10 protein-coding genes and 1 tRNA gene are annotated in these 12260 nt (G+C 61.2%); 2 read left to right on the forward strand and 9 right to left on the reverse strand.

Annotated features, from left to right (window positions below):
* Positions 1 to 80: 80 nt before the first annotated feature.
* A complete protein-coding gene (locus ACQKLX_RS15610) occupies positions 81 to 1244 on the forward strand; it encodes a class I SAM-dependent methyltransferase (protein WP_427362480.1) in 1164 nt (387 codons plus the stop codon).
* A gap of 9 nt (positions 1245 to 1253) precedes the next feature.
* Complete coding sequence (locus ACQKLX_RS15615; RefSeq protein WP_427362481.1) at positions 1254 to 2069, forward strand: phytanoyl-CoA dioxygenase family protein; 816 nt, start codon at positions 1254 to 1256, stop codon at positions 2067 to 2069.
* Between the two features lie 3 nt (positions 2070 to 2072).
* On the opposite strand, the gene ACQKLX_RS15620 is transcribed toward ACQKLX_RS15615, so the two are convergent.
* The 9 genes from ACQKLX_RS15620 to ACQKLX_RS15660 all read right to left on the reverse strand — a co-directional run bounded on the left by ACQKLX_RS15620 (position 2073) and on the right by ACQKLX_RS15660 (position 12241).
* Positions 2073 to 2993 carry a class I SAM-dependent methyltransferase gene (locus ACQKLX_RS15620; protein WP_427362482.1) on the reverse strand — a complete coding sequence of 307 codons (921 nt, stop codon included), beginning with the start codon at positions 2991 to 2993 and terminating at the stop codon, positions 2073 to 2075.
* 25 nt (positions 2994 to 3018) lie between these two features.
* Positions 3019 to 3960, reverse strand: a complete 942-nt coding sequence (locus ACQKLX_RS15625; protein ID WP_427362483.1) for a glycosyltransferase family 2 protein — start codon at positions 3958 to 3960, stop codon at positions 3019 to 3021.
* A gap of 100 nt (positions 3961 to 4060) precedes the next feature.
* Positions 4061 to 5770, reverse strand: a complete 1710-nt coding sequence (locus ACQKLX_RS15630; protein ID WP_427362484.1) for a hypothetical protein — start codon at positions 5768 to 5770, stop codon at positions 4061 to 4063.
* Between the two features lie 52 nt (positions 5771 to 5822).
* Positions 5823 to 6410 carry a class I SAM-dependent methyltransferase gene (locus tag ACQKLX_RS15635; RefSeq protein ID WP_427362485.1) on the reverse strand — a complete coding sequence of 196 codons (588 nt, stop codon included), beginning with the start codon at positions 6408 to 6410 and terminating at the stop codon, positions 5823 to 5825.
* Positions 6411 to 6729: 319 nt separating this feature from the next.
* Positions 6730 to 7710 (reverse strand): glycosyltransferase family 10 domain-containing protein, encoded by a 981-nt coding sequence (locus ACQKLX_RS15640; RefSeq protein ID WP_427362486.1) that lies wholly within the window; start codon positions 7708 to 7710, stop codon positions 6730 to 6732.
* A 323-nt stretch (positions 7711 to 8033) separates the two neighbouring features.
* Positions 8034 to 8108, reverse strand: a tRNA-Thr gene (locus ACQKLX_RS15645).
* Between the two features lie 194 nt (positions 8109 to 8302).
* Positions 8303 to 8965 carry a ligase-associated DNA damage response endonuclease PdeM gene (pdeM, locus tag ACQKLX_RS15650; RefSeq protein ID WP_427362555.1) on the reverse strand — a complete coding sequence of 221 codons (663 nt, stop codon included), beginning with the start codon at positions 8963 to 8965 and terminating at the stop codon, positions 8303 to 8305.
* Positions 8966 to 9009: 44 nt separating this feature from the next.
* On the reverse strand, positions 9010 to 11496 hold the full coding sequence (locus tag ACQKLX_RS15655; protein WP_427362487.1) for a ligase-associated DNA damage response DEXH box helicase: 2487 nt from the start codon (positions 11494 to 11496) through the stop codon (positions 9010 to 9012).
* Between the two features lie 55 nt (positions 11497 to 11551).
* Positions 11552 to 12241, reverse strand: a complete 690-nt coding sequence (locus ACQKLX_RS15660) for a L,D-transpeptidase (protein WP_427362488.1) — start codon at positions 12239 to 12241, stop codon at positions 11552 to 11554.
* Between the last annotated feature and the right edge of the window lie 19 nt (positions 12242 to 12260).

Consider the following 12260-nt stretch of genomic DNA (forward strand, 5'->3'; position numbering starts at 1 on the left):
GCGGCGATTGTTTTGGCAGTACGATCTGGCTATGTCTAGTCGAGCGGCGGTCCCCCGACTGATCGTTTCGGGGCAGTGACGTGCACGACTTCGTCGGCGAGCAAACTCAGGAGCATTGCCCCGCTTGCGGCGGGCGCGAAACGGTGGCCCTGCGGCCGCCCTCTGATCGCCAATCGATCATCAGCGACGGACGTATCCTGCCTCGCCCGATCGATAAGTTGGGTTGTCCCGATTGCGGCCTGGTCCGGCATCGTCGGCAATTGGGCGCATCGAAAGTCGCAGCGATCTATTCGCAGGATTACGGTCTCGCGACCCATGGCGAGCGGTCCGACGACGCGCGAGGCGAGGTCTATTCATCACTTGTCATCGAAGCACTCAAGGGAGCCCACGGTATCCGACGTCTGCTCGATGTCGGCTGTGGTTCCGGCGCACTCGCTCGCCATCTTCGAAAGAAGTTGCCGGAATGCCAAGTTTGGGGTGTCGATCCCGCTTTGCCGCATGGGGCCGCCGGGCGAGAAGACGGTGTTACCCTGGCGCGGGGACTGCTCGGAGACTGTCAAGGCTCGGAGTGGAACGGCTTCGATGCGGTCGTCTCGATCAATACTATCGAGCATGCCGTAGATCCGGTTGGGTTCATCGGAGAACTGGCCGACCGGCTGCGCGAGAATGCACGCGCTGTGATCAGCTGCCCTGCTGCAACGCCGGCAAACTGCGAGTTGCTGTTCTACGACCATCTCTGGACGTTGTCGCCGAGTGCATTCGCAGCCTTCGCCGCGCGCGCTCACTGCAAGGTTGAAAATCGCATCGATCTCGCTGGAAGCCTGGCAGGCTTCCAGGCGTTCACGATCGTGGCCGGGGCTGCTGCCGCGGGTCTTACGTGGGGCGGTTTCGATCTCGACCCTGCACAACGCTATCTTACTGCATGGCATACGCTCGATGACGCTTGGACGACCGCGCTCGATGCCTGGAAGGGGCCCGTCCAGATTTTCGGAGCCGGCCAGATGGCGGCTCTGCTTCGCGCTTATGCGCCGCGCAGCTGGGCGCGTGCGGATCGCCTAGTTGTGGACGATCCAGGGGATGCATGGAATCTGGGACTGCCGACGGCGCGGTATGTTCCTACGGACCACGAGAGAGGCTACATCACAATCGTCGGCGTAGCGCCCAAGTCGCGCGATGTGGTTGCCGACAGGATCCGTAACGATGGCGGGCAGCCTCTGCTCTTGCCGAGCACTATCCAGTTCTAGGAGAGTTCAGTGAACGCGATCGTCGAGAGAAGCTATGGCATTCTACGCCGTCGCACCACCGAAACCGAGGTCGAAGAGGCATGCGAATCTCTGGCGACCCTCGGGTACGCGGTGCTCGATGGCGGGTATCAGGACAGCGAGCTCGATAGGTTTGCGGAAGCTTTCGATGTGGCACGACGACACTCTGAGCAACAAGCCGGAGGCATCGATTCCCTCAAGCGGCTGGACGAACACAATACAGTCCGGGCAGCATTCCTGCATGATCGGCGCCTGCTCGATCTAGCTGTCAATTCGCGCGTGCTTTCGGTCGCTAAGCGGATGATCGCCGACTACATCGTGCTGTCCCAGCAGAATGGCGTGATCAACCCAGCCAATGCCGCGACCTACAATCAAGGGGCCTGGCATCGCGATCTGCCCTATCAGCATGTCATCTTCTCTCGCCCGATGGCGATCAACGCGCTGTATTGCGTGGACGATTTTACGACTGAGAACGGAGCGACGATCGTTCTACCCGCGACGCATAAACAGGAGGAGTTCCCGTCACAGCGCTTCGTCCGAAATGCCGCGTTACAGGTCACGGCCAAGCGTGGCAGCTACATAGTGCTCGACTGCATGATCTATCACACCGGCTCGACCAATCAGACGACTGCAGACCGTCGGGGTGTCAATCACGTCTATACAAGCCCAATCATTCGCCAACAGATCGACCTGCCCGCCCTTCTGGGAGAAGCGTTTACGGATGATGAAAGTCTGAAGCAGCTTCTCGGCTACGGTGTGCGGACCCCGCGGTCGCTCGGTGAATTTTTCGCGTCTCGGCGCAAGTAAGGCCTATCGCACCGGCTTGCGCGCTACCACGATACGGCTCCCCCCCGCCGGCCAGCGCAGACCAGCCAGAGTACATGAGACTTCCGCCTGAAGGACGCCTCGCAGCAGCTTGTTCAGCCAAGGCGGGACATCATATTCACGCTTCAGCAGATCATCGAGAGCTGCAGGGCGCTCACGGCGCATGCGGCTTGCTGCCATGAGTGGCAGCAGCACTGCGGTATAGGAGGATGAGAACAGGATATCGAAACCAGCACGGCGCATCTTGTTCTCCAGCTCGCCGCGCGCATAGCGGCGGACATGGTGTCCGAGATCGTCGACTGCACTCCACAGGAATGGATGTTGCGGCACGGCGATGACGGCGCCTCCTCCCGGGGCAAGCGCTCCGTGAAGTTCCGCCAAGACCTGCTCGTCCTCTTCGATGTGCTCGATGACGTCATAGGCACCCACGAGATCGAAAGCTCCCCGGGCAGGGATATGCCGGGCATCCATTTGCAGGAACGTGACCGACGGCGCATCGGCAAGCCGGCGTCGCGCATGGATCAAGCCTGCAGGATGGACTTCCGACGCGGCTATTGCCGCGGCCGGCAGAGCTTGATGTACGCCTCGCAGGACGAAGCCAGTGCCGCAGCCCACTTCCAGATAGCGCTTGGTTTCGGGGAAATGGCGACGGATCAATCCGGTAATGAGGCGATTGCGCGGCTCGAACCAGTAGTGCCCATTCTCATTCCGGCTGAGCGCGTCAAATGAACGCGGGTCGAAGCCGCTGAGTGTGTCGGCGAGTTCGGGCGCGAAGGCGATGACACCATCAATCCGGTTGGGCTCGTGCCCACAAGCCCGGCACACCCATCCGGCTGACCATATTGGCTCGTGGTCGCGAACCGGCTCGGCGGCAGCGCAGGCAGGACAAAATCGCTGCGGAGGCATGGTCAGCTCGCGAAGATTATCACAGTCAGGATCCGCTCGATGGCAATGTGCGGTCCCGATGGACTTGGCGGACGATGACATAAGGACGCCGCTTCGTTTCCGAGAAAATGTTCGCGACGTAGATGCCGATGATGCCGAGGATGAGCGTAGTCAATCCGCCGAAGAAGCAGATCGCGACGATAATCGAGCTCCAGCCATCGGCGGCAACCCCGGTCCATAGGTATCTGCCGATGGTGAAGAACACGGCTAGCGCCGATAGTCCTGCGATACCGCAACCTGTATAGAGAATAATGTAAAGGAGCTTCGTGGACGTGGTCGTGACATAGCGTACCAGCATATTGGTTCGCTGTGCTATCGAGTACGTCGTCGGCGACAATGCAAGTTTTTTTACGGAGATTGCTTGCTGGCGGAAACCGGTCAGCAGCCAGAGCTGGGCGATGAAGAACTCGCGGTCGCGGTGCCTCAGCAACGCCCGAACATATTGGCGCTTCATCAGCCGAGCTGTCACGAGATTGCGCGGAATCTTCTCTTCGCTGAGCTTGTCTACCAGCCAGTAGAAGAATTCTCCGGTCACATGTTCGAACCAGCTGCCTTTGCGGCTTTCCTGTACGCCGTAGACAACATCGCAGTTGTCGCGCCTGAGACGGTCCCAATATGCGCCGAGCCACTCGGGTTCTTCCTCCAGATCGCTGTCGAGGAGAAATACATAGTCGCCGGACGCCGCGCTCAGCCCCGCCATCATGGCTCTGTAGTGCCCGAAATTTCGCGAGAACTCGATGACGACGACTCTCGGATCGTTCTCGGCCAGCGTCAGAGCGCGGGCCAAGCTGTCATCCGGCGATCCATCATCGACGAAGATCAGCTCCACGTCAGAGAAACAGTGAGCCGCCGCGGCCATGCAGCGGCGGTAGAACTCGTCGACCGTCGCTTCGGAGCGATACAGCGTTGTAACAATTGATAGCTTCATCACAATCCTACGGCGAGGTCCGGCGGTAATCTTGAGCCGAGAGCAGCAGCTACGTGCCAACGAACCTGCGACAAACTGCCCGCAAATGCGATGCTCGAGCTCACTTCGCTGATGCCGGCAGGGCTGTCGTGATCACCTCGGCACTGACGCAACAGTTCTCACCATCACGGATCGCGACGGATTGCAGCTCCCACGGCAGGTAGTTGCACTTGCCGATGAAGCCGCTGCTGCGATGCGACGCAAAGAACTCGGGAAGTCGCCCTTTCAAGCCCGCGCCCATCAGGCTCGGATTGACGTAGGTAGCGAACATCGGCCTGCGTTCGCGATAGAACGTTGCATAACTGACGTCGTCAATCACAAGGCCAGGCGCCTGGCCCGGCACGATCCGGCAGGCTTGGGCCAACCGAGCGGTCGACTGGGCCCGGATGCTCGCGTTGAATGCGGAATAGGAATGGTGTTGCTGATCGTTGAAAATCCGCTTCGACCAAGCGGTGCCGATCAGCTGAGGCACGAGGAAGATCAGGCAGACGAGCGCGCTAGCCGCCGCGAACCCTGCGACGACATTCCGCAGGGGCATCCACCAGCGCGCGGACAAAGCAGTCTCCGCGACTGGCGTCAACGCAAGGACACAGAACAGGGCCACGAGCGGCAGCAGGAGCTGTATCAGGGTGAAGTTCAGGCTGCGGTTATGCGCCGCTTGCCCGGCGAGCGAAATGAGCAAGGCGCCAGCCAGCAGCAGTGCCGGAGATCTGTCGTGTAGCAGTCTGGCGGTAGCCACGACGATGGCACCGACTACTGCGACGTGCCAGATCACGCGAATCACGAACAGGAACGTTCCGCCGATGACGCCGTCAAGCAGCGGAGTCGGCGGCAGCCAGCCAGATTGGTAGTTGCCTGTAAAGCTGACATAGCGCAGAAGGTCGAACAGACCACCCAAGCTATTGCCTAGAAGAACTCCGATTGTCGCCAACGGTGCTGTTAGCAATCCGCGCAGGTCCACTAGACGCTTACCCGTTGCCGCAGCCAGCGCTGGGTCGTTGCAGCTTGCAAGCACGCGGGCACCATTCATCAGCCCGAAACCAATGACAACAAGTGCGATGGCGCAAGCTCCGAGCGCCGGCAGCAGGCCAACGCGGCGGAATGTCAGATAAGCCGAGGCAAGAACGACCGGAGTGTAGTAGACAATGTTGGGGTGAGCGTAGGAGGCGGTCGAGATTACCAGGAAGTAGACAAGTGCGGCGGTCGCGATGATCCATCCGCTGGCTGCGCGACCGGTTTCGCGTTCGCGGGCATCCAGAATGATGGGAAAGGCGACGAGAATAGTCAGCCCAAGGACCAGGAACTGGTCTGGGCGTGAAAGCAGGAGCGCATAGCTCGTCACGCCGAGGCTCATGACTGCGAAGAGTGTGAAGGCGACCGCGACACGCACGTCGCGTGAAGCCGTCAGCCGCGAGATGATCAGCCAGATGAGCGCGGCCCATGCGACGATGAAGGCAAATCCGCTGAAACGCATCCCGAACAGGCCGAGATGCTGCCAGGCGCCCGCGATGATCACCGCTCCCGGGATCAGCGGCAGGGGGACCGGCGTCAGGAAGGTGTCGATGCATTGCGGATAGATCGACAGTTGCTGCCCGCCCTCGAGCAGGTAGCGTGCAAGCCCGAATTTGTAGACCAGCTCATCGACGTAGATCGGCACGAAAATGCCGAGCGTCAGATTGAGCAGGCAGATGCCTAGGATCAGAGCTTTGCGATGCTGGCTTGCGAACGCGGCGGCGCGGCGCAGGAAATTCTGGACGGCGGAAAAACGCATGCGGGCTAGTCGTTCTTGAAGAGCGGACATGACAGGTGGCACTTCCGATCCACTAGGCTGCTGGAGCCGCTGCCGTCGTAATGCAATGAGAGTACGGGACGCGCATCATGTCATGCCGTACATGGACTTCGACGTTGTCGAGTGCCTGGCTGACGAGTTCCCTGTAGCCTTCTGCCGTTCGCACGCGCGCTCCGGCATCCGCGGCGGCCAGGAGACGCGCGATCGGATTCTGGCCGGCTTCGAAGACAGGATCGAGCGCGATCATGCGACCTGAGGGTACAAGATAACGTCTCGCCAGATGCGATATCTCGATCACTCGCTCATCGTCGAGGTGATGAAGAAGGCCGATGCACAGCACCGTGTCGAATGAGCGTTCGGTCTCGGCGGCGATCGAGGTAAAGTCACCGCAGATGAAGCGGCCGTTCTTGCCGTGCAGGGATCTGGCGGTCTCAATATGCTTTTCGTTGGTGTCGATGCCGACATAATCGACAGTCCCCAAGAAGGGCAGCAGGGCTCCGGATCCACAACCGAGGTCGAGTACGCGGTCGCCAAGCTTGGGCATGATATAATCGCCGACCATGATTTCTCGGCCGCGCGTCCCGCCGATCGCGTGTTGAAAGGCCGCATAGATTTTCGGCATAGACATTAGCCGGTAGAGGCCGGACGTCCGCTGTGACATTCTATTCCCCGACCGCCCGCTCTAGACGCTGCATCGATAGGCCTTTCGGACCTAGAGAGCGAGCGATCCTCTTTCGCGCGTAACGCTTAACCGAACGCCAGCCGGGCGTGAAGTCGCGTGACTGAATGTGCAGTGCATTTTCAGATGCATTGCCGCTAAAAGTTAACCCCTGAGTGCCGGGGGGCAATGCTCCGGCAGTTGTCTAGATTCTGGCGCGGATAGCTGCTGCATGGTGCGCCCGCGCAGCAATCCGCCTTGAGCGGGCGATCTCAGTGGGTGCTTAGCTGGCTGGGGACTTCGAGCGGCCTACTCTAGATTCGTACATGGGTCCCCAAACATGCGGGTTGCGGCGTTTTGCTGTGGTCGGCTCTTGACTGAAAATGTGTGCGAAGAATGTTTTTAGATTTTCTTTCTGATCCGGCAAGTCGGGAGGAAAAAATGGTTCATTGAGAATAGAGTAAAATAATTCATCATTATTATCTATTTCAATTATTCTTGAAATAACCTGGTCTTCGTTATCAAAATCATGGCAGTTAATAAAGCGCTTACTATTAAATTGCCTGGCAACCAAACTGTCTCCAAAATAAATTGGAATCGTTCCCGCGGCTAGGGCGTGTACGATTTTTTCGGTTGTGTAGCCGGGAGTCGAGCTATTCTCCATAGCTATAGAGAATTTGTAGTTGCGTTGGAATGCGACCTTGGCAGCTTCCCAGCCGGCCGAGAAGGCAGCCTGAGGTTGGGTATTGCAGTTATTCAAGTGGCCTCCAGCAGCATCAACATGTTTAATCGCGTGTAGCTGCTTAAAGAATGCGTCGCGATAGGGGTGACAGTTGCCATTTGAGTAAATAAAATTGCAGAATTTTAATTCTTCTGGATTGCCGGGTTGCGTTTGTTTTATTTTTGATAAATAATCAAAGCTGTCATAGAAAAGATAATTCGGGCCGCGACAGTACCGGTCGCCAAATTCTATATATGGAAAACCTATTGCATAGTCACTTATATTGAAATCAGGAATGATATTTTCCTGAGAGAAAAAAATTCGCACGGGGGCATTATGAGAAAGAAATTGGCCGTACTGACCATCGGCTCCATATTGACCAAACGCATGAATCAAGAAATCGCAGTTATTGGTGATCTCTATATTAAAATGAGCGGAGAGAAATTCTAACATCATCCGCTCGGTTGCGGGGGAATTGTCGGAAAAACCAATCCTTATCGTATCTTTAGATTTCTGGCGGAAATTTCTAAGATTAAATATCATAGGGGTTTGCTAAGCCTCAATAGGTCCCGGTTCGATCGGAATGGCGATCGTACAATGTCGGAGCGTGTCTTGAAAGGCGAAACCTATCTACGCCTTATGAATGCTCTAATTGAGGTTCTCGCGCCGCGGAGTGAGCCACCAACCATTCGAGTTTGTCATCGATGCGGTGGTCGGTACAATCGATACATGGAGACCGTTGCGATAGGGCTGTGCTCACCCAGTTAAATAGCCGAATGCCGTGTGCTAGGCGACAACTCGTAAAGTGTGCTGAGGCGCACTTTCTCCGGATCGTCAGAAACTGGTCGCATAGCCGAGAAAAGGGCTGGTGCTGCGAGAGAGGATTGAACTCTCGACCTCTCCATTACCAATGGAGTGCTCTACCACTGAGCTACCGCAGCAGGACCGGGATGTGCTGGCGTTTCGGGTCGATCGAAAACCCTTAAAAGCGCCGCGCCGTTCCGAAGCGGCGTCCTGATGCCACAAGCCCCGCGCCGACGCAACCTGTTACGCACATATCCCTGCACAGGAAAATGAAGGGCGCTCGACCTCTCCATTACCAATGGAGTGCTCCAGCCCTCGGCGACCGTTCGCTTCAATCCGGCAGAAGCAGGCGCTGGTCGATGCGGAAGAGCCTGCCGTCGCCGAGGAGATGGGCGGAAAAGCCCAGCCCGAACAGCGGCCGGAAGGCGGCATCGCGGACATTGAGGCCGCCGGCATAGGCGCCCATCGCCGGCATGACGCAGCGGCTCGGCGAGAGGGCGAAGCAGCGCCGGCGCAGCGCCCGGCCACGCATCCGGACCTTGGCGGCAGGATGCAGATGGCCGGCGATCTCGGGCAGCGCACCGGCAGCGTTCGGTTCATGCCGCAGCCTGACGCCGCGGATTTCGAGTTCGTCTAGGACCGTCCCACCCATCGCGGCCGAGATTGTCGGGTCGTGGTTGCCGCTGACCCAGAGCCAGTCGCGGTCCGCCTGGAGGGAACGCAGGGTCGACAAGCAGCTCTCATCGATACGCGCCTCGGCGCCGCGGTCATGGAAGGAATCGCCGAGCGCGATCACGCGCGCTGGCTGGTAGCGCAGGATGGCGGCGCCGAGCAGCCGCAGCGTTGCGGCGGAATCATAGGGCGGCAGCAGGACGCCACGGGCGGCATAGGCCGACCCCTTCTCCAGATGCAGGTCGGCGACGACGAGCGTGCGCTCGTCCGGCAGATAGAGCGCGCCGGAGAGGTCAGGCACGAGCGCGAGCCGGCCGAGCATGAACGCCTCTGCCGCCACCCCTCCCGTTTCCTTCGTCGCCAGGTTCACGCCATCGCCTCTTCGAGCATCTGCGCTTCCGCCTCGGCCAGGATCTCGTCGGCCGCTTCGCCACTGACCGCCTCGCGCCCGATCTCGAGCATGACCGAGACCGAGAGCGGCGAAACGTGATCGAGCGGCTGATGCACGATTCGCCCGCTGATCCGTGTCAGCATCTGACCCAGGCGGCCGATGTCGAGCAAGCCGGTCGCGGCATCGGCGCGTGCGGCGCGGAGCAGCACATGGTCGGGCTGGTGCCGGCGTAGCACGTCGTAGACCAGGTCGGTCGAGATCGTCACCTGCCGCCCGCTCTTCTCCTGGCCGGGGAAGCGGCGCTCGATCAGGCCGCCGATCACCGCGCAGGAGCGGAAGGTGCGCTTCATCAGCGCCGATTCCGCCAGCCACTCCTCAAGATCGTCACCAAGCATGTCCTGCGCGAAGAGCTCGTCGAGCGAGAGGGCGCCGCGCGCGATCGCCGCGCCCATGTCGCCGAGCGTCCAGACCGCGATGCCGTAATCATTGCAGACGAAGCCAAGTGGCTTCAATCGCGCCCGCTCCAGCCGGCGGGTCAGCAGCATGCCGAGCGTCTGGTGGGCAAGGCGGCCCTCGAACGGGTAGGCGACGAGGAAGAAGCGCCCCGCCCGCGGAAAGGTCTCGACCAAAAGCTCCCCCGGCTTGGGCAGACGCGATTTCAGCCTTTGAGCATGCAGCCAGGACGAGACCTCGTCCGGCAGTTTCGCCCAATCCTTCGGCGTCGCCAGGATGGCGCGCACGCGGGCGGCAAGGAAGGTCGAGAGCGGGAACTTGCCGCCATTATAGGAGGGGATCTTTGGGTCGGTGCCGGCGGCGGTGCGCGAGCAGACCACCTCGTTCTCGACGACGCCCTCGAAGCGCAGCACCTCGCCGGCGAAGATGAAGGTGTCGCCCGGCGTCATCGTCTCGGCGAAGTATTCCTCCAGTTCGCCGAGCACGCGCCCGCCGCGGCTGAGCATTTGCTGGCCGCCGGGCCGTGCCGGCCGTGCCCGCCCGAGCCGGACCTTGAGCATGGTCGATTCGACGATGGTGCCGACATTCATCCGGTATTGCTGGATCACGCGGGCATTGCTGGCGCGGTAGATGCCGTCCTTGCTCTTGCGCAGCTTGGCGAAGCGCTCATAGCTCTTCAGCGCATAGCCGCCGGTGGCGACGAAATCGACCACGGCGTCGAAATCGGCGCGGTCGAGATCGGCATAGGGCGAGGCGGTCAGGACTTCGCGATAGAGCGCATCCGGCTCGAATCCATCCGAGCAGGCGACGCCCAGCACATGCTGGGCGAGCACGTCGAGCGCGCCGATCCGTGGCGGCGGCGTATCCTGTGCGGCTTCCGCCACCGCATCGAGCGCGGCGCGGCATTCGAGCAGCTCGAAGCGGTTCGACGGCACCAGCAGCGCCTGCGAGGGCTCGTCCATGCGGTGGTTGGAGCGGCCGATGCGCTGCATCAGGCGGCTCGCGCCCTTGGGCGCGCCGACATTGATGACGAGATCGACATCGCCCCAGTTGATGCCGAGATCGAGCGTCGCGGTGCAGACGACGGCCTTGAGCCTGCCCGCGGCCATCGCCGCCTCGACCTTGCGGCGCTGGCCGACATCGAGTGAGCCGTGATGCAGCGCGATCGGCAGCGTCTCCTCATTCACGCTCCACAGCGCCTGGAACATGAACTCGGCCTGCATGCGGGTATTGACGAAGACCAGCGTCAACTTGTGCTGCTGGATCGCGGCATAGATGTCGTCGACGGCATGCGCGGTGATGTGCCCCGCCAGCGGCAGCCGCCGCTTGGTGTGCATGATCCCGATCTCGGCTTTCGCACCGCCTTTGACGGTGACGAGGCCGGATGGCGTGCCGGCACCGCCCAGATAGGCCTGCAGGTCCGCCGGCTCGCGCACCGTCGCCGAGAGGCCGACTGCGCTCATCTCCGGCGCCAGCGCGCGCAGGCGGGCAAGATCGAGCGAGAGTAGGTCACCGCGCTTGGAGGTGACGAGCGCGTGCAATTCGTCGAGCACGACGCGGCGCAAGTTCGCGAAAAACGGCTTGGCATCGCGATGCGAGACCAGCAGCGCGAGCTGCTCCGGCGTCGTCAAAAGAATGTCAGGCGGCCGCTCGATCTGGCGGGCGCGCTTGGCGGGTGAAGTGTCGCCGGTGCGGGTCTCGACTTTGACGTCGAGCCCCATTTCCCGGATCGGCGTCTCCAGATTGCGAGCGATGTCGACGGCGAGCGCCTTGAGCGGCGAGACATAGAGCGTGTGCAGCCCGTCACGGTCTGCGCCGCGCTGGGTCAGCTCGACCAGTGAGGGCAGGAAGCCGGCGAGGGTCTTGCCGGCGCCGGTCGGCGCGACCAGTAGGGTCGAGCGGCCGGCCCGGGCTTCCTCCAGCAGAGCGAGCTGATGCGCCCGCACGCTCCAGCCGCGGCTGGCGAACCAGGCGGAGAAGGCGGGCGGGAGAGGCGAGGGCGCATCCATCGAGCGACAGAGATAGGCTCTGTCGAACGAAAAGGGAACGGCGGCTTCGCCTCTTTCAGACAGCCGTGTCGGCATCCGATCCCAGCACGACCACCCTGCTGCCGACAGGAACGCGTCGATACAGGTCCATGATGTCCTGGTTCAGCAGCCGAACGCAGCCGGATGAGACCATCGTCCCGATCGTCCAGGGCTCGACGGTGCCGTGCAGCCGGTAGAGCGTGTCGCGCCCGTCGCGATAGAGGTAGAGTGCGCGCGGACCGAGCGGGTTGCCGGCGCCACCGGCGAGGCCGCCGGCATAGCGGCCATAACGCTGCGGCTCACGGCGGATCATGTCCGGCGTCGGCGTCCAGCGCGGCCATTGCGCCTTGCGCGCGATCGTCGCGGCGCCGCGGAAGTTGAAGCCCTCCTCCTTGCCGACACCGATGCCGTAGCGGATCGCGCGGCCACCTTCGCCGACCAGATAGGCGTAGCGTTCGCCGGGATCGACGACGACGGTCCCGGGCCGCTCTGGTGTGCGGTAGCCGACTTCCCGCCGCAGGAATTTGGGCTCGATCTCGGCGAGATCGACGGCCGGGACCGGAAAGGGTTCGCCGTCGATCGCGGCGTAGATCGAGGCGTAGTCGGCAGCGAATGTGTCGGGGTGGTTGGCAGGCGCCTGGCTGGAAAGGTCCGGCGCGGGTCTCGTCACGCAGCCGGAGAGAAGGAACGGACTGCCGAGTAGCAGGCGGCGTCTGTCGATGGGCATTCGGTCTATCGGCTCGCGT

The organism is Allobosea sp. NPDC003192, assembly GCF_050275675.1.
Classification (GTDB): domain Bacteria; phylum Pseudomonadota; class Alphaproteobacteria; order Rhizobiales; family Beijerinckiaceae; genus Allobosea.